Raw genomic sequence first — 17,875 nt, forward strand, 5'->3', positions numbered from 1 at the left:
AGGCCGATCGGGAGAAACAGGAAGCGGCAGCCGCTTTTGCGGAGGATGAATTCGAATTCCGGCCGATCCGCAGGGTGGAGGATGTACGTGATCTGGCGGAGCCGGTCATCGTATTTGAACATGTCTGCAAGGATTATCCTTCTGGCACCCATGCGATCCGGGATTTGAGCCTGACGATCCGCAAGGGGGAATTTGTGTTCCTGGTGGGCAGCAGCGGTTCCGGCAAATCTACCTTTATCCGATTGCTGTTAAAAGAGATCGAACCCAGTTCGGGGCGGCTGTATGTGAATTCCAAAGAGCTGACCCGTATGAGAAGACGGCAGGTTCCGCGCTACCGCAGGGGCATCGGCGTTGTCTTCCAGAATTTCCGGCTGCTGAAGGACCGGAGTGTATTTGAGAATGTGGCGTTTGCACAGCGTATCGTCGGTGTGTCAAATGTAAAGATAAGAAGAAATGTAAAGAATATGCTTAATATGGTAGAACTAGCGGACAGGAGGAACGCATTTCCAAAAGAATTATCCGGCGGCGAGCAGCAGCGTGTGGCAATAGCCCGTGCGCTGGTGAATAATCCGGTTATTCTGCTGGCGGACGAGCCTACCGGTAATCTGGACCCGAAGATGTCCTGGGAGATCATGAAGCTTCTGGATGAGATCAATAAAAAAGGGACGACTGTCGTGGTCGTGACCCATAACAGGGAGATCGTGGACAGGATGCAGAAACGGGTTATTACCCTGAACCGGGGCGTATTGGTGAGCGACGAGAAAAAAGGCGGGTATACCTATGAACATTAGTAATCTTTTTTACAGTATTAAGCAGGGCTTTAAAAATATTTACACCAACCGGCTGTTTTCACTAGCCTCCATCGGTACAATCTCTGCCTGTCTGTTCTTATTCGGCATTTTTTATTTTGTACTGGCTAATTTTCAGCATATGATAAAAGTTGCCGAGTCCTCGGTAGGCATCACTGTCTTTTTTGAGGAAGGGACGGACGATGATACGATTAAACAGATGGGGGAGGACATTAAAAATGCCCGGCCCGAAGTTTCACAGGTGGAGTTTATCTCCGCCGACCAGGCGTGGGCAGAGTATAAGGAGACGGTATTTAAACAGAAACCGGAGCTGGTGGACTCCTTTGGGGAGGACAACCCTCTGGAAGATTCGGCTTCTCTGGGAATTTACCTCAGCGATATATCCAAACAGAAGGATCTTGTAAGTTATATCGAGGGGCTTTCCGGCGTCCGTCAGGTAAACAGTTCGGACACGACGGCGGAGGGTCTGACCAGTTTTAATTCCCTGGTGGGATATGTGTCGATCGCGATTATCGTGATACTGGTTGCGGTTGCGGTTTTCCTGATCAGCACCACGGTATCCATGGGCATTTCCGTCCGAAGGGACGAGATTGCGGTTATGAAGCTGGTGGGAGCGACGGATTTCTTTATCCGTGCGCCGTTTATTGTGGAAGGTATGCTGATCGGGCTGATGGGGGCGGCGCTCCCGCTGATCCTGCTCCGCTACCTCTATAAAACAATTATTGTATATATTTCTGAGAAGTTCATGCTGCTGGCCGGAATTCTGGATTTTCTGGATGCGGGCGTCATTTTTAAAACTCTGATCCCGGTATCGCTGGCGATCGGCGTGGGAATTGGTTTCCTTGGCAGTATCTGGACCGTCAGAAAGCATTTGAAGGTGTGATCCCGGCCTGACGGGAATGGTAACAGACAGGTTTGCAGGAAAGGAGTTTACAGATGAAAAAGACATTAAAGCAACTTCTGACCATTATTTTGGTTGTTACAATGGTATTGGGCGGGGTAAAATTTACCGTGGACGCATCCAGCATTAACTCGGCAAAGAAGAAAGTAACCCAGCTGGAAAACAAGAAAAAAGAAATTCAGAATAAAATCAAGAATCTGGAAAAGGAAAAGGGTGATATTCTCAATTATATTGAAAAGCTGGACCGTCAGCTGGAAGAACTTTCCGACAGCATCCGGGAGACCGAGGGTGAAATTGAGACGACGGAACAGGATCTGGAAGTGAAGAGGCAGGAGCTTGAGGCGGCGCAGGAAGAACAGGATAACCAGTATGCCACCATGAAAAAACGGATACAGTATACCTATGAGAATGGCGGCACGGATTATATGGACATTCTTTTAAGCGCGGACAATCTTTCTGATCTTCTGAACCGGACTGAGTATATTGAAAAGATATCTGAATATGATAATAACATGCTGGAGCGCTACATAGCGGCCAGGGAAGATGTAGAGCAGAAAAAATTAACGCTGGAGAACAAGCTCGCTGACCTTGAGACGTTGAAGGAAGAGCTTACCATCGAGCAGGATTCCGTGAATCAGCTGGTGGACGCCAAGAACGCCGAGGTGGAGAAATACAGCCAGAAAATCAAGGATGCGGAAGGTCAGGCCAGCGACTATGAAGACCAGATCAAGAAGCAGGAAGAGCTGGTTGAGAAGCTGCTGGAAGAGGAGCGGAAGCGGGTTGAGGCGGAGCGCAAGAAAAATGAGGGCAGCTATAATTTTGACGCCAGCTCCGGTTTCCGGTGGCCGTTAAATGTAAGAGGTACGATCACCTGCGGCTTCGGCCCCAGAAAGAGTCCTACTGCGGGCGCCAGCTCTTATCATCAGGGTATTGATATCGGCGTGCCCACTGGTACTCCGATTGTGGCGGCAGTCAACGGAACGGTAACTACGGCAAGCTACAGCAGCGCGGCCGGCAACTATGTCATGATCTATCACGGCGACAGCAAATATACCGTATATATGCACTGCTCCAGACTTGCGGTGAGCAAGGGCCAGACGGTATCTCAGGGCCAGGTCATTGCCTATGCGGGTTCCACCGGTATTTCCACCGGACCCCATCTGCACTTTGGAATCTCAATTAACGGCGGCTATAAAAATCCGCTGAACTATGTAAAACAATAATAGAGTGAAACAACGTGAGGAGAGCGTTCTCCTCACGTTTTCAGTAGGAGAAGTTTGATAAGAGGAAAGGCAGGCAGATCCATGGAGAATAAAAATAACAGTGGCTTTCTGAGGGGAATGCTGACCGGCTGTATCATCATGATGGTCATCAGCGTGTTCGGTTTTTACGCCTATTTTACAAGTCAGAACGGGGGTGTGAGATCTCCCGAACCCTATGTATACGGAGCGGTCAATTTAACTGAGGTCAACCAGAAAGTGAGTATGCTGGAAAAGTATATCGACAAGTTCTATCTCTTTGACACAGATGCTGCAGATATGACAAACGGGATCTATAAGGGGCTGATGAACGGTCTGGGAGACCCTTATTCTGTTTACTATACGGAAGAAGAATATGCGGCTATGATGGAGTCTGCCGAAGGCGCTTACGTGGGAATCGGGTCCTATGTCTCCCAGCTCACCGACGGACGGATCATGATTGTGAAGCCGTTTGAAGACGGTCCTGCCGATAAGGCTGGAATTCTTCCCGGGGATATCCTCCTGACCATTGACGGAGTATCCGTGACCGGTATGGATCTGGAAACCGCGGTTGCCAAAATGAAAGGCGAGGCGGGCACAACCGTCGATCTGACGTTCTACCGGGAAGGGGAGACGGAAGATATTGCAGTTACTGTGACCAGGGCGGAGGTGGAAGTCCCCACGATTGCATATGAAATGCTGGACAACAAGATCGGCTATATTCTAATTTCATCCTTTGAAAAAGCAACGGTACATCAGTTTACCGACGCAGTAGATGATCTGGAGAAAGACGGGGCCAAAGGTCTTCTCATAGACCTGAGGGACAATGGAGGCGGAAATCTGGACGCAGTGGTGGATATGGTAGATTATCTGCTTCCGGCCGGCAACATCCTGTCCACAAAGGATAAAAACGGAGTTGGGGAGAGCTATGACTCCACCGATGACCATCAGGTGGACCTGCCGCTTGCCATCCTGGTAAACGGAAGCACAGCCAGCGCATCGGAAATATTCGCCGGAGCGGTACAGGACCGGAATGCGGGCCAGGTAGTGGGTACGCTGACCTTTGGAAAAGGAATTGTGCAGTCGATCCTGCCATTTGAAAATGGAGAGCAGGGGGCGATCAAGCTGACGACCTCCGAATATTTCCTGCCCTCCGGAAGAAGCATCCACAAGGTGGGCATCACTCCGGATGTGGAGGTGGAGCTGAGCAAGAAAGCAAAGGCCGAGATTAAAAAAGACGGTGCTCTTTCCAGAAAGAATGACAACCAGCTCAAGAAGGCACAGGAAGTGCTGCTGGAGATGATGGGAGACTGACGATGGAGAAGAAAGCGAAATATATCCGCGACTCCTATACGGAGCAGGTGCAGATTTTATCCCAATATACGCTGAACGGTTACAACCGCCTGTTCGGCGGGCGGCTGATGCAGTGGGTGGACGTGGTGGCGGCGGTGGCTGCCAGACGTCATTCCGGCTGTAATGTGACGACAGCGGCGGTGGATAACCTCCGGTTTGAGGGGCCGGCCTATGCCAATGAAACAATTGTGCTGTGTGCGTCCCTCACCTATGTGGGGCGTACGTCCATGGAAGTATGCGTGAAAACCTACGTGGAGGAGCTGAGCGGCAGAAAGAGGCTGATCAATACGGCCTACCTGGTCATGGTGGCCCTGGATGAAAATGAAGAACCGGTGGAAGTACCCGGTCTGATTCTGGAGACGGAAGAAGAGAAGAGGGAATGGGAAGCCGGAAGAATAAGAAATGAGTACCGGAAGGCAAACAGAAGGAAGTAACCCGGCTGTAATTATCCTGCCCTCCGGAAAATTAGTCATAGTGAATCAAGAGATCATCTCCCAGATAGGTATGTCTGTTGTAATAGGAGTGGTCTCTTTTTTCCTGCGCTTTTTGCTCCAGAACCTGCCGGTATTCTTCTTTCAGCTCCGCTGTCATAGCCTGCTGGATCACCTGACGTTCCAGCAGAGCCTCGATTCTGCGGATAGAACGATCGCTGTATTCGTCATTAACAATGGGCTCGTTTCGGTAAAGCTCGATTAAATACTGTGCCACATCGGTCCGTCCTGCAAAAATACGGCGGGCTTCCTCCTGGTGGGCAAACATATTATCATCAAAACGATACTCGGTGTAGTAGGACAGATTCCAGTATAGCTCCACCAGATTATCCGCGGGAATCCACGGAAGGATGTCCTCCGGGATGGACTGAACCTCAATCTTCTCATAATCGGCCAGCCCGGACCATTCCTCGCAGTCAGCATCTACCGGAAAACGGAAGCGTCCGGATGCTTCGTCGTACCATTCGCTTTTTCTAATCTTGCGGGGCAGACCGGTGGAATCCACTTCATTGTTCAGACGATGAAGGACAATAGAAGCGGTCAGGCAGACTACTGCTGCAATAAGAATTAAGATGGAGACGACGATAATCATTTTGTGACGTCTTTTCAGCATAGATAACCATCCTTCCCTATATTAATCAAACATATGGGCCTTAATGCGCCAGCTGAGCATGGAGAAAAGAGCGCCGCTGTAAAAGACAAAGGATTCTTTACCCTTTTTCTGTTCGTACTTATCGTAAGCCATTTCACAGATGTAAATAGCCTCTTCCTTTGTGAGAAGGTCTTTGTCAACGAAATATGCGAACATAGCCTCCATTCTTAGAAAACGATTTTCTGATTCATCCGTATCCAGCACCGGTTCATCCTCGTATTTCTGAATCAAACATTCTTTAAAATCCGGCCTTGCCAGCAGCTCGATCAAGCCATTATACTGGTAAAAGATTGCCACCGTTTCGATAACGTTCCCCCAGTCATCAGGTTCCGGGAGAAAAGAAATAGCAATGTAAGGATGACACAGTACAATATCAATCAGCTGATCCGTAGGAATGTGGACCAGTATCTCTGCCGGGACCTGCATTAATTCCAATTTTTCATCCGCAGTGAGGTCTGAGCCCCATATATCATCATGAGTTAAGATCCATTCATAACAGCCGGTATCATGGTTATACTGTACGCTGGGTTTGGGAGAACGGGTATAGTAGATGGTGGGCGGTGAAAAATAGTTGAAGATACCGCCAAGGGCAAGTATGGCAGATGTATAGATGATTAGGAATAAGGTTTTCTTATATTCTTTTTTCTTCCTTGCCAAAAGAATTACCCCCCTCTCATCTTTTGCGAATGTATCTGTCTCTATCAGACGTATTCGTGTAATAGCCCATACCTCTTCTTAACTTATCTTTTTCACTCCGAAGTTGATTAAATTGTTCGCGCATTTCATCTGTCATGGTCTGCTGGAGAACCTGCCGTTCCAACAGATATTCTATTTTCTTGACGACATCGTGAGGGGTGACCCACTCTTCCTCATAACGTTGGAGCAGGTATTCCGCCGCATCCAGTCTGCCTTCAAATATTTTATTAGCCTCTGCCTGATTCCAGATGAGTGTGCCGTCTTCTGAAACAGAACAGGCGAAGTAATCTAATTCCCAGTAAAGATCGACTAAATTGTCGGGAGGTATCCAGGGTATCATTTCCTCCGGTATTGTCTGTACTTCGATTTTTTCCTGGACAGACAGCCGCTTCCATTTTCGGCTGTCTTCTTTAACAGGGCAGCGAAATTGTCCGGTTTTTCTGTCATACCAGCCGCTTTTTGTTACTGCAGCGGGGAAATCGGAAGAGTCCGTATGAAAAGAATAGAGAAACAAAAAGATTCCGGCTGCGAGTAATAGAATAAAACCAAGAAGATACTTGCGTTTCTCGTTATTTGAGAACATAGATCAACCCCCTGCATATCTTGCTGCTATGCCTGAACCATGCAGCTAATCCTTGTAGTGATGAAGCAAATCATCACCGAGAAACGTAGGACGGTGATAATAACGGGTATCCCACTTTTCCTTTGCCTTCTGATCCCGGATCACTTGATACTCCTTTTTTAATTCTTCTGTCATTGAACTCTGTATGACCTGACGTTCTAACAGCTCTTCAATTCTTGCGATCGTATAATCATTGCCTTCTTCATTCAAAACTGGTAACTGCCTGTATAACTCCACCAAATATTCCGCCACATCCGGTCTGCCCTCGAAAATCTTATTGGCCTCAATTGGCTGAAAGAGCGGACGGTCCTCCGACGATAAGATACAGCCGTAATATGGAAGATTCCAATATAAATCCAGTAAATTATCCGCCGGAATCCATGAAGTAATTTTCCGTGGGATCGACTGTACATCAATTTTCTCCTGATTTGTCATGCGGGACCACTCCCGGCTGTCCATACTGACCGGGCAGCGAAACAAGCCGGATTCCTGATCGTACCATGCATTATTTCTGACTTTTCGGGGTAATCCGGTAGCATCAATTTCATTATTCCAGTGATAAAAAAACAAAATCAGAGACAGGGAAAGAGCGGAAATAATGGAAACGAATATGATGATATATTTTTTTCTACGTTTGAATTTCATGATAACCCTCCCCCCTGCAAATCTATTATAATATCATTATAACAAAGGATTTTGCGATTTGTATATAGAATATCTGGTTTTGCTGCGATTTGTGTACGCATTAGGATGCCTTATAGAGAATGGATATAACGAAATAGAATTTGAGGAAAACCGGAGTTTGGGATTGACAAAATTAACAAAATACGATACCTTGGTTAGTATAATCTAACTTACGTGAGCAGGGAATACCTGCTTTTTTACAGCCCCTAAGTTAGACGAAGCTAACTTGCGATATGACGTAACTATAAGAAAAGGATTAAGGGAGAAGATGAGCTTATGATGATCAACAAAAGGCTGATTGGCACGGTAAAGGAGAGTAAAAAATACATAGCGGCCAATGTGGCCCTCCAGTGGTGTTCTCTGGCAGCTAATATTATTCTGATAGTTACGCTGTCGGGATTTCTGAATGTATTGTGGGAGGGCAGGATGACCGCAGGCACGGGTATCAGGATGGCCGTCGTGGCGGTGCTGGTGCTGCTGGTGCGCTTTGTCTGTACGATAGGAGCATCCAGGATGAGTTATCTTTCCTCCCGGTCTGTGAAGCGGACGCTGCGGGAGAGAATTTACCAGAAGCTGCTGGACCTGGGTTCTTCTTATACAGAACGGGTGTCTACCGCGGAGACGGTACAGATGTCAGTAGAAGGAGTGGACCAGCTGGAAACCTATTTTGGAGCTTATCTGCCGCAGTTTTTCTACAGTATGCTGGCGCCTCTTACCCTGTTTGCCGTTCTGGCTTTTTTGAATATTCCCTCCGCGTTTGTTTTACTTGTCTGTGTACCGCTGATACCGATTGCGATTGCCGGGGTACAAACCTTTGCCAAGAGACTGCTTTCAAATTACTGGAACCAGTATACAACCCTGGGAGATACTTTTCTGGAAAATCTGCAGGGCTTGACGACACTGAAAATTTATCAGGCAGACGGGCTGAAAAGCCAGGAGATGGAACAGGAATCAGAGCGATTCCGCAAGATTACAATGAAGGTGCTGACCATGCAGCTGAATTCCATCACGATCATGGATCTGGTGGCCTATGGAGGCGCGGCACTGGGGATTGGGATAGCGGTGACCCAGTTTGGAGCCGGCAGGATGGATTTGACAGGATGCCTGATCATACTGCTTCTGGCAGCGGATTTTTTTCTGCCCATGAGGCAGCTGGGAAGTTTCTTTCACATTGCCATGAACGGAATGGCAGCCAGCGACAAAATATTCCGGCTGCTGGACATGGAGGCCCCGGAGAAGAAGACAGCTGAAATTCATCCGGAACAGTGCCGAATCTCCTGCCGGAATGTAAGCTTTTCCTATGAAAAAGGAAGAGAGATCATAAAAGAGGTTTCTTTGGATATACCCCAGGGCAGTTTCATATCCATTGTGGGAGAATCCGGCTGCGGAAAATCTACCATTGCGTCGATTCTCATGGGGCGGAACAGGGGCTATTCCGGCAGTGTGACGGTGGGAGGTACAGAGCTTTCTGAGATTCAGGAAGAAAGCAGAATGAGACAGATCACCTATGTCAACCACAACAGCTATTTGTTTAAGGGGACGGTACGGGAAAATCTTCAGATGGGGAACCCGGCTGCAACAGAGGAAATGCTGTGGGAGGCAGTCAGAAAGATGAAGCTGGACGGGTTCTTAAGAAAACGCCGGGGCCTGGATACCGCACTGGAAGAGCGGGGAGCAAATCTCTCCGGAGGCCAGCGGCAGCGCCTGGCTCTGGCCCGTTCCATTCTTCACGACAGTCCGGTATATATCTTCGATGAAGCAACCTCCAATATTGACGTGGAGAGTGAAAATGCGATTATGGAGCAGATCCGCCGTCTGGCAGAAGAAAAGCAAGTGCTGCTCATTTCCCACAGGCTGGCAAATGTGACTGGCTCGCAACTGATTTATGTCATGGAGGACGGCAGGATCAGGGAACGGGGGACGCACCGGGAACTGCTCCACAAAAAGGGAGTTTACGCAGAACTTTGGAACACACAGAAAAGTCTGGAAGAATATGAAAAGGATGGTGACGCGGCATGAAGGAAAGAAGCGGTTTTGCTGTGATGGGACGGCTGATCGGCCTGGTAAAACCTCTGTCAGGCTACATGATTCTTGCAGTAGGGCTGGGAGCCGTCGGGCATTTGTTTGCCGCGTCCATTACAATCCTGGGGGGTTACGGGATTTTGACCCTTCTGCCTGCACAGACAGGTTCGGGACTGCCTTTGCAGTGGATTTTTCTGTGTATGGGTATGGCTGCCCTGCTCCGGGGGTTTCTCCGATATGGGGAACAGGCCTGCAATCATTTTATTGCGTTTAAGCTGCTGGCCCTGATTCGAAGCCGGGTGTTCGACGCACTGCGCCGTTTATGCCCCGCCAAGCTGGAAGGGAGGGACCGGGGGAACCTGATTTCTGTCATTACCTCGGACATTGAACTGCTGGAAGTATTCTATGCCCATACGATTTCACCCGCGGCTATAGCCTTCCTGATGACAGTCATTATGACATTCTGGATTGGCAGTATTCATTGGCTGTTGGGCATGACTGCATTGGCTGCCTATCTTACGGTGGGAATCCTTCTGCCACTGCTGGCCTCGGGGAAAAGCAGGGCGGCGGGGATGGCATTCCGGCAGCTGTCCGGGGATCTGAGCAGTTATGTACTGGACAGCCTGAGAGGGATTCAGGAGAGTATACAATACGGCGGGGGAAAGAAACGGCTGGAAGAACTGAACCGGCGTACGGATGCTCTTTCCCGGGAGGAAGAGAAACAGAAAAGAATGACCGGAAAAAATATGGCTCTGACTAATACGGTAATCCTGCTGTTTGATCTGCTGCTTCTTGGTGTGGCCGCGGGACTATACACCCGCGGGACAATATCCTTTTCGGGCCTGGTACTTTCTCTATTATCCCTGATGAGCTCCTTTGGCCCCGTTATTGCCCTGTCCGGTCTGGGGAACACGCTTTCCAACACCCTTGCTGCGGGCAGCAGGGTGCTGGATATTCTGGATGAGACACCCACAGTACAGGAAATAGAGGGGTGTGAGCCGGTTGTATTCCGGGATGCTTCCATTGATGACGTGACATTTGGATATGAAAAGAAACCGGTGCTTTCCCATATCAATTTAAAGATTCCGGGAAAGAGTGTTATTGGAATTACGGGCCGAAGTGGATGCGGAAAATCGACATTACTGAAACTGCTGATGCGTTTCTGGGACACAGAGTCCGGGTCCGTGGAACTATCGGACACTCCGGTCGGACGTATCAATACGGGCAACCTCAGGGATATGGAAAGCTTTGTAACACAGGAAACTCATCTGTTCCATGATAGTATTCGGAATAATATCAGGATTGCCAGGCCAGAGGCATCGGAAGAGGAAATTATTGAGGCCTGCCGGAAAGCGGCGCTCATTGATTTCATAGAAAAGCTGCCTCGGGGCCTTGAAACCAACGCAGGGGAACTGGGAGATGCCCTTTCCGGCGGAGAGCGGCAGAGGATCGGCCTGGCCAGGGCATTTCTGCATAATGCACCATTGATCCTTCTGGATGAACCGACCAGCAATCTGGACAGCTTAAATGAGGCGGTTATTTTGAAAGCGCTCCATCAGGAAAGGGAGAATAAAACGGTAGTGCTGGTGTCCCACCGGAAATCCAGTATGCGGATCGCCGACAGGGTGTTCTCAGTAGAAAATGGGAGGTATGCATATGAGGAAGAGTCAGCCGGTGTCTGAAAAAAGACTGAGGGAACAGAAGATGGTCTCTGAAATGATTGCACTGTACTGCAGAAAAAAGCACGGGAACAGAAAAGAATTGTGTCAGGAGTGCAGCGGCCTGGAGGAATATGCTCTCTTGCGCAGTGAGCACTGTCCTTTTATGGAGACAAAGACCTTCTGTTCCAATTGTAAAGTGCACTGCTACAAGCCGGAAATGAGAGAAAAGATACGCCGGGTTATGAGGTTTTCCGGGCCGCGTATGCTGTTTCGCCATCCTGTGATGGCAGTCCGGCATATGCTGGAATCGAAGGCAGAACTAAGTATGATAAAAAAGAAGAGAAAGGACCTTATAGAATGATGAAAATAGTATTGATCCTGCTGGGGTGTCTGGGACTGGTGCTGGGCGTAATCGGGGCAATCCTGCCGCTTTTGCCCGCCTTTCCTTTTCTTCTGCTGGCTGCCGTGTGCTTTGCGAAAAGTTCAGAAAAGCTGCACAGCTGGTTTATCAGCACGAAGCTGTACCGGGATAATCTGGAGAGCTATGTAAAGGGCAGAGGCATGACCTGGAAAACGAAGCTCAGAATTATGCTGGTTGTCACAGCTACAATGGCATTTGGTTTTGCCATGATGGGACGTGTGCCGGTGGGACGTATTATCCTGGCCTGTGTCTGGGCACTCCATATCCTTTATTTTATCTTCGGAATCCGAACGATTTCCAGGCCGGATAAAGAGGAAGCTTATTGCCAGGTGCTGAAAATTCACGGAATGAAGTGTGAAGATTGTGCTAAAAGGCTGGAACAGGAATTTTGCAGAAATGGATGCCTGCGGGCAGAAGTGGATTTTGGCCAGAAGGTTGCGGTGATCTACGCAAAGGAGCCGGTTGATATGGAACAGGTATCAAAAATTGTTTCGTTGGCAGGCTGCAGGGCGGTTCTATAGAAAATTTAACTTGTACACCCTTCTTCTTTCCGTAACATAGAATGGAATTGTAACAAGAAACAATTCAGGAACAGGAGGGTGCTATGAGTTGGAATTATGATTCATGTTGTTATCCATGCTGTACCGGGCCTCAGGGGATACCGGGAGCAACAGGGGCAACAGGAGCGGCCGGCCCAGCGGGAGCAACAGGGGCAACGGGAGCGACAGGACCGACAGGATCACCCGGCAATACAGGAACAGTTGGCCCGACGGGAGCAACAGGGCCAACTGGAGCGACGGGATCAGCAGGGTCGACTGGAAATACAGGGCCGTCTGGGAATACAGGAGCGACCGGCCCAACAGGGCCACAGGGGCCGGGGGTGATCCCGGCTTATTTTAATGCCGTTACCATAGGCGGATCACAGGATGCTGCCCCGGAGGAAGAAGTCAGCTTTTTGCTGGCTTATCAATCCGGAGACTTTACCTTTACTCCCAACACGTCCGAAATCACGGTAAATACCGCGGGGATATACCGGATTGATTATCAGGTGACGCTGCGGCCGTCGGAAGGACGCATCAACGCCGCCTATGCAGTGGCGGTCAACGGATATGAAAATCCACTTTCTTTTTTCGGAACCTATCTGAGCGGCCTGGCTGATACGGAGCGGATTGAGCTGACGGGTATGTTTATGGCGTCAATTCCGGGGGGAGCCGTTATTACACTGAGAAACAAATCTGCGGATGGAGATTATCTTGCGGGTACCGGTGTGGATAATCAGGCAATCAACCATGCCGCAATCCTGCTGCAGAGAATCGCCTGATTTCGGGACGATTGAAATTCTCTGAGGCCGTGAGAATGACTTGATAAGGGCAGCCTGTTTTCAGGATGATGTTCTGTCTGAGGGCAGGCACAGGAGAGCGGGCTGCCTTTAGTTTCAATTGACACAAACAACAATATAAAGTAAAATTAAAGGTAAACATTTGTTCTAAGATAGCTGGATATCATTTTGAATATAGAGCCGGCGAAGAGGTCTTGAGTACGGACTTTTATTAAGGAGGAAGGATCGGATGCGGGGAGATAATCTTTCGATGGATCTGCTGACAGCAGTGCTGGACAACGCGCCGGTAGCTGTCTATGTCAGCGGAATCAATGACTGGAAACTGCTCTATGTGAATCGGCTGGCATCAAAGTTATTCAGCAGGGGAGCGGAGGAGGATGAAATCACCTGCTTTCAGGCAGTTGGATTTGACAAGCCGTGTCCGTTTTGCCGGATGGGGAAGCTGAGTCGTTCCGAACTAATGGTCCGGGAATTTAAAAATCCGGTCAACGGCCGGGTTTATCAGCTCAGCGGTAAACTGATTGACTGGGCGGGACAGCCTGCGCACATTGAGTATGTAGTAGATATTACGGAGAAAAAGAAGAAGGAAGAACAGTCAAGAGAGCTGGAAGAGAAACTGCAGAGTACGTTCAGCAGTATTCCCTGCGGGCTGTGCGTGTACCGTTTTGACGGGGAGCGGATTTCTCCTGTGTTCCATAACCCTGCGTTTTATCAGATTATGGGTTACTCTGGGGAGCATATTGCGCAGCTGGAACAGAGGACGGATTTTCTCGGTGTGCACCCGGAAGATCTGGAGCTTCTGAAACGCAACATACAGGATGCGATCCGGACCAATGGAATGATCCGGCATACATACCGCCTGTGGAATGATACCAAGGAAGCCTACTGCTGGATACGTCTGGAAGGCTCGGTGAAACCGGAGCAGGACAAGGAGATCCTTGGGGACAAGCAGGGCGGTACAAAGCTTATGTATGGGGTCTATACGGACGTCAGTGAGCAGCGGAGGCTGGAGCAGGAGCTGACGGATGCCAATGACAAGATGCAGGACATTGTTAATGCCATTCCCGGAGGAGTGGCGATTTATAAAGTTTCCGATATCTTTGAAACCGTCTATTTTTCCGACGGCGTGCCGGCCCTTACCGGCTATTCGGCGGAAGAATACCAGGAGCTGATCAAACAGGATGCGGCGGAGATGACCTATTGGGAGGATACCCCTATGGTTGTGGAGCGGGCCCGACGGGTGATCAGCACTCATGAGATTGATAATTTTGAATTTCGCAAGCAGCACAGGGACGGACATATCGTTTGGGTCAGGGCTCAGGTCAAATGGATCGGGGAAGATGCCGGATGCCCACTGCTTCACTGTGTATTCCACAATATTTCAGACTTAAAAGAAGCACAGCTGGAAATGGACCATCTTGTCAATTCCATCCCGGGCGGCATTGCCAGTTACCGGGTGGAGGGAGAGCGGTTCATCCCCACCTTTTATTCAGACGGCCTTATGAAGCTGTCTGACCATACCAGGGAAGAATACGACGAACTGACACGCTGTGATGCTATGAATATTGTTTATGAGCAGGACAGGGAACGTGTGATGGCAGCCGCAAGAGCGGCGCTCTTAAGCGGGGAGACTCTGGATATCTCATATCGTATCCGGCACAAAAATGGAAAGCTGATCTGGATTCATCTGAATGGCCGCCGGATGGGGCCGTTATCGGAGTCTACCAGATTTTATGCTGTTTTTACCGGGATGTCAGCGGAGACGCGCCTGTTCCAGAGTATCGCCAATGAAACGGCGGATGGCATCTATGTTATTGACAAGGCCAGCTATGATTTATTGTATGTCAATGAATCCAGAGACCTGTTTACCGGGAATAAAGAGTGCGTGGGCCAGAAATGTTATGCTGTCCTCCAGGGAAGAAATACACCATGTGAGTTCTGCAGCCTGATCGACCATGCGCCGGACGGGGAAGAACATGAGATGAGAATTCCCGGTTCAGAACGATTTTACAGCACCCGTTTCCGTGAGACTGACTGGAACGGGATCGCCGCATATGTTAAGTTTGTCCGGGATATCACGGAAGAGGTGACTACCCGCAGGGAGAAGGAGCGGCTGGAGCAGTATTTTCAGAATGTCCTCAAGAACCTGCCGGGTGGTGTGGTAGTGGTTCACTATAATAAAGACGGCAGTATGAGACCTGAATTTTTATCAGACGGATTCGCGGCTATGACCGGTATGACGCTGGAGGAAGCCTGGCGGCTGTACCGGGAAGACGCGATGGCAGGGGTACATCCCGACGACCAGAAATATGTAAATGAACAGATGGCAGCCTATGTTGAGAGCGGGGACAGCCACTGTGAGTTGGTTTACCGGCTTAAAAAGGGTGCGGAAGGCTATGTGTGGATCAGAAATAACTTGACCATGATTCAGAACGAGGGCGGAGAAGGCCGGGTTTACGCGGTTTTTCGCGACATAACACGGGAGCGGGAAGAGCAGATCCGTTTGCGGCAGCAGTATAAAGATCTGCTTATGCAGCACTATCATACCCACGATCCGAATACTCTTGTGCTGGGACACTGTAATATTACAGGGAATAAGATACTGGAAATCAATGATTATACAGACTCGGACCTGCTGAAAACCTTCGGGTCCGTTCGGGAAGCGTTTTTCACAGGTATGAGCGGGCTTGTGGTGGAGGATGAAGAACGGCGCGCTTTCTTGGGCATGTTTTTGAATAAGCCCGCCCTGGCAGCGTTTGAACGGGGAGACACCGAGCGGAAGCTGGAATGTTTTATTCAGCTGCCCAAGGAGACGATAGGCCGTTATGCCCAGATCAAGATGAATCTGGTGGCGGCGCCGGACAGCGGTGACGTTACCGGTATTCTCACGGTTACAGATATTACGGAACAGACCATATCCAACCGGATTCTGCAGCAGATTACGGCAGCCGGATATGATTTTGTGGCAGATCTGGATCTGGTGAAGGACCGTTTTACAATACTGTCCAGCAGCGGTAACGGACGAAACCTGCCGCCTGTAAGCGGCTGTCATTCCCGGTGGGTGGAACAGATGCTTGCGGACGGCGTTGTACCCCGGGACCGGGAAAGATACAGGGACGGTCTGGAAACTTCCCGGATGCTGGAACGACTGCAGAAGGAAAGCTCCTATACGTTTGCTTTCTCAGCGGCAGATGCGAACGGAGATATCTGGACAAAGAACATTACGGTGTCCGCTGTAGACCTACGGCTTGGGAGAGTATGCCTGGCGAGAGCAGATATTACGGACTCTGTCCGGGAACAGCAGGGGCTGCTCCGCGTCATTTCGTATACGTTTGAAATGGCCGGTTTTATTAATATGAGCAGCAAATCTCTAACTATGTATACACGGGAGACTGTGCTGAATAACCTGCCGCCATTATTTATCGAAAAGTACGAAACGGCTATTCCCCGCTTCGTGGAACAGTACTGTGCGGAAAGAAACCGGCAGGAGTCTTTAACTCAGTTTGAGATAAGGACCATGACAGAGACGTTGGCTGAGAAGCCAGATGGGTATGATTTCTTATTTCATTATCAGAACGGAGAGAATGAGCGGTACAAACAGATTAATGTTATGTGGGGCGATGTGAATCACAGGACAATCTGTCTGGTAAGAGCAGATGTGACAGATATGCTTGCAGCTGAGAGAAAGACGAAAAGGGCGCTGGAAAATGCATTGGCCCTGGCGGAGGAAGCAAACCGGGCGAAAAGTGATTTTCTGTCGGCCATGAGCCATGATATCCGTACTCCTATGAATGCGATTATGGGGATGACGACGCTTGCCGCGGCTCATCTTGGGGAGAAGAAGCGGGTAGAAGATTGCCTGCGGAAAATATCTGTTTCCTCCAGACACCTGCTCAGCCTGATTAATGATATTTTGGATATGAGCAAGATTGAGCGATCTCAGATAACCCTGAATAACATGAAACTCTATCTTCCAGATCTGCTGAGCCAGCTTACTGCAATCATAGTGCCTCAGGCGGAGGAAGCCGGCCTGGTATTTACTGTGAAGGATAAAATAACCCATGAATTCTTCTACGGGGATGGGCTGCGGATCAATCAGATTTTGATTAATATCTTAAGCAATGCAGTAAAGTACACGCCGGAGGGCGGAAGCGTAGATTTCCTTGTGGAGGAAATCCAGCCGTCGGATGATACGGGACGAACCTGTTACCGCTTTACGGTGAAGGACACCGGTGTGGGGATGACGGAAGAATTCATGGCCCACCTCTTTGAGCCTTTTACCCGGAGCCAAAGCACGGCCCGCATTGAGGGCACCGGCCTGGGTCTGAGTATTACCAAGGGGCTTGTTGACCTGATGGATGGACGGATTTCGGTAGAAAGCCATCCGCACCGGGGAACCAGGTTCCAGGTTGAACTGGGCTGTGAATATGCGGAAAATGGAGATCGGAAGATCCGTGATACTGCCAGCATGGAGGCAGATGCCAGAGACAGCGGATTATTTGCGGGGCGGCGGTTTTTAATCGCGGAGGATAACGCCATCAATGCGGAGATCCTCACGGAGCTTCTTGAGATGTACGGGGCAGATTGTACGGTTAAGACGGATGGGTCGCAGGTAGTGCGGGCTTTCCGGGAAGCAGACCCTGGAACCTACGATGGGATACTGATGGATATTCAGATGCCGGAGATGAATGGGTACGAGGCAACGCGCGCTATAAGGAAGCTGAACAGGCCGGATGCCGGAGCGATACCGATCATAGCTATGACGGCTAATGCCTTTGCGGAGGATGTGCAGGCGGCTTTGAACGCCGGAATGAATGCCCATGTGGCAAAGCCGGTGGACATGGCTGTGCTGCAGGAGACTCTGATGAAGGTGCTGCGGTAGAAAAAAAGTGTTATTGAGAGGGGGATTTCGGACCGTTGTGCGGTCCGGAAGCCCCCTTGCTGCAATAAGACGGCTCGCGAAGTGTACTGTTGTTTGCTGCAGTA

The 17,875-nt window shown here is 49.6% G+C and carries 15 protein-coding genes; 11 read left to right on the forward strand and 4 right to left on the reverse strand.

Translation table 11 applies throughout. The features are described 5' to 3' along the window. Window positions 1–92 precede the first annotated feature (92 nt). The 5 genes from ftsE to ABCW47_RS04320 all read left to right on the forward strand — a co-directional run bounded on the left by ftsE (window position 93) and on the right by ABCW47_RS04320 (window position 4,735). On the forward strand, window positions 93–791 hold the full coding sequence (gene ftsE, locus ABCW47_RS04300) for a cell division ATP-binding protein FtsE (RefSeq protein WP_343209592.1): 699 nt from the start codon (window positions 93–95) through the stop codon (window positions 789–791). Next, the gene (ftsX, locus tag ABCW47_RS04305) at window positions 781–1,692 is read left to right on the forward strand and encodes a permease-like cell division protein FtsX (RefSeq protein ID WP_343208628.1); all 912 of its coding nucleotides are present in this window, start codon (window positions 781–783) and stop codon (window positions 1,690–1,692) included. The genes ftsE and ftsX overlap by 11 nt, the downstream gene beginning before the upstream one ends. A gap of 53 nt (window positions 1,693–1,745) precedes the next feature. Beyond that, window positions 1,746–2,933 (forward strand): murein hydrolase activator EnvC family protein, encoded by a 1,188-nt coding sequence (locus tag ABCW47_RS04310; protein ID WP_343208629.1) that lies wholly within the window; start codon window positions 1,746–1,748, stop codon window positions 2,931–2,933. Window positions 2,934–3,014: 81 nt separating this feature from the next. Beyond that, window positions 3,015–4,262, forward strand: a complete 1,248-nt coding sequence (locus ABCW47_RS04315; RefSeq protein WP_343208630.1) for a S41 family peptidase — start codon at window positions 3,015–3,017, stop codon at window positions 4,260–4,262. Window positions 4,263–4,264: 2 nt separating this feature from the next. After that, window positions 4,265–4,735, forward strand: a complete 471-nt coding sequence (locus ABCW47_RS04320; protein ID WP_343208631.1) for an acyl-CoA thioesterase — start codon at window positions 4,265–4,267, stop codon at window positions 4,733–4,735. A 31-nt stretch (window positions 4,736–4,766) separates the two neighbouring features. On the opposite strand, the gene ABCW47_RS04325 is transcribed toward ABCW47_RS04320, so the two are convergent. The 4 genes from ABCW47_RS04325 to ABCW47_RS04340 are packed head-to-tail and all read right to left on the reverse strand — an operon-like array spanning window position 4,767 to window position 7,407. Further along, complete coding sequence (locus ABCW47_RS04325) at window positions 4,767–5,405, reverse strand: hypothetical protein (RefSeq protein ID WP_343208632.1); 639 nt, start codon at window positions 5,403–5,405, stop codon at window positions 4,767–4,769. A 21-nt stretch (window positions 5,406–5,426) separates the two neighbouring features. Continuing rightward, entirely contained in the window at window positions 5,427–6,101 is a 675-nt protein-coding gene (locus tag ABCW47_RS04330) for a hypothetical protein (RefSeq protein ID WP_343208633.1), read from the reverse strand. Between the two features lie 16 nt (window positions 6,102–6,117). Continuing rightward, window positions 6,118–6,723: a hypothetical protein gene (locus ABCW47_RS04335; protein WP_343208634.1), complete on the reverse strand. Its 606-nt coding sequence runs from the start codon at window positions 6,721–6,723 to the stop codon at window positions 6,118–6,120. A 45-nt stretch (window positions 6,724–6,768) separates the two neighbouring features. Beyond that, the gene (locus ABCW47_RS04340) at window positions 6,769–7,407 is read right to left on the reverse strand and encodes a hypothetical protein (protein WP_343208635.1); all 639 of its coding nucleotides are present in this window, start codon (window positions 7,405–7,407) and stop codon (window positions 6,769–6,771) included. Between the two features lie 318 nt (window positions 7,408–7,725). On the opposite strand from ABCW47_RS04340, the gene ABCW47_RS04345 reads away from it, so the two are divergent. The 6 genes from ABCW47_RS04345 (at window position 7,726) to ABCW47_RS04370 (ending at window position 17,771) form a co-directional block, all read left to right on the forward strand. After that, a complete protein-coding gene (locus tag ABCW47_RS04345; protein ID WP_343209593.1) occupies window positions 7,726–9,465 on the forward strand; it encodes an ABC transporter ATP-binding protein/permease in 1,740 nt (579 codons plus the stop codon). Further along, window positions 9,462–11,150 carry a thiol reductant ABC exporter subunit CydC gene (cydC, locus tag ABCW47_RS04350; RefSeq protein ID WP_343208636.1) on the forward strand — a complete coding sequence of 563 codons (1,689 nt, stop codon included), beginning with the start codon at window positions 9,462–9,464 and terminating at the stop codon, window positions 11,148–11,150. The genes ABCW47_RS04345 and cydC overlap by 4 nt, the downstream gene beginning before the upstream one ends. Beyond that, on the forward strand, window positions 11,125–11,490 hold the full coding sequence (locus tag ABCW47_RS04355; protein ID WP_343208637.1) for a nitrous oxide-stimulated promoter family protein: 366 nt from the start codon (window positions 11,125–11,127) through the stop codon (window positions 11,488–11,490). The genes cydC and ABCW47_RS04355 overlap by 26 nt, the downstream gene beginning before the upstream one ends. Further along, window positions 11,487–12,071 carry a DUF454 family protein gene (locus ABCW47_RS04360; protein ID WP_343208638.1) on the forward strand — a complete coding sequence of 195 codons (585 nt, stop codon included), beginning with the start codon at window positions 11,487–11,489 and terminating at the stop codon, window positions 12,069–12,071. The genes ABCW47_RS04355 and ABCW47_RS04360 overlap by 4 nt, the downstream gene beginning before the upstream one ends. Before the next feature lie 83 nt (window positions 12,072–12,154). Next, entirely contained in the window at window positions 12,155–12,871 is a 717-nt protein-coding gene (locus ABCW47_RS04365) for a hypothetical protein (protein ID WP_343208639.1), read from the forward strand. A gap of 247 nt (window positions 12,872–13,118) precedes the next feature. Then, on the forward strand, window positions 13,119–17,771 hold the full coding sequence (locus ABCW47_RS04370; protein ID WP_343208640.1) for a hybrid sensor histidine kinase/response regulator: 4,653 nt from the start codon (window positions 13,119–13,121) through the stop codon (window positions 17,769–17,771). Window positions 17,772–17,875: the final 104 nt, after the last annotated feature.

The sequence above is a fragment of the Anaerolentibacter hominis genome (genome assembly GCF_032380675.1).
Classification (GTDB): domain Bacteria; phylum Bacillota; class Clostridia; order Lachnospirales; family Lachnospiraceae; genus Anaerolentibacter; species Anaerolentibacter hominis.

Bases quoted from the DNA above. Each gene is read 5' to 3' on its own strand.
- ABCW47_RS04355 (WP_343208637.1), top strand. From the start codon at position 11,125: ATGAGGAAGAGTCAGCCGGTGTCTGAAAAAAGACTGAGGGAACAGAAG.
- cydC (WP_343208636.1), top strand. From the start codon at position 9,462: ATGAAGGAAAGAAGCGGTTTTGCTGTGATGGGACGGCTGATCGGCCTG.
- ABCW47_RS04335 (WP_343208634.1), bottom strand. From the start codon at position 6,723: ATGTTCTCAAATAACGAGAAACGCAAGTATCTTCTTGGTTTTATTCTA.
- ABCW47_RS04310 (WP_343208629.1), top strand. From the start codon at position 1,746: ATGAAAAAGACATTAAAGCAACTTCTGACCATTATTTTGGTTGTTACA.
- ABCW47_RS04340 (WP_343208635.1), bottom strand. From the start codon at position 7,407: ATGAAATTCAAACGTAGAAAAAAATATATCATCATATTCGTTTCCATT.
- ftsX (WP_343208628.1), top strand. From the start codon at position 781: ATGAACATTAGTAATCTTTTTTACAGTATTAAGCAGGGCTTTAAAAAT.
- ABCW47_RS04320 (WP_343208631.1), top strand. From the start codon at position 4,265: ATGGAGAAGAAAGCGAAATATATCCGCGACTCCTATACGGAGCAGGTG.
- ABCW47_RS04315 (WP_343208630.1), top strand. From the start codon at position 3,015: ATGGAGAATAAAAATAACAGTGGCTTTCTGAGGGGAATGCTGACCGGC.
- ABCW47_RS04325 (WP_343208632.1), bottom strand. From the start codon at position 5,405: ATGCTGAAAAGACGTCACAAAATGATTATCGTCGTCTCCATCTTAATT.
- ABCW47_RS04365 (WP_343208639.1), top strand. From the start codon at position 12,155: ATGAGTTGGAATTATGATTCATGTTGTTATCCATGCTGTACCGGGCCT.
- ABCW47_RS04360 (WP_343208638.1), top strand. From the start codon at position 11,487: ATGATGAAAATAGTATTGATCCTGCTGGGGTGTCTGGGACTGGTGCTG.
- ABCW47_RS04370 (WP_343208640.1), top strand. From the start codon at position 13,119: ATGCGGGGAGATAATCTTTCGATGGATCTGCTGACAGCAGTGCTGGAC.
- ABCW47_RS04345 (WP_343209593.1), top strand. From the start codon at position 7,726: ATGATCAACAAAAGGCTGATTGGCACGGTAAAGGAGAGTAAAAAATAC.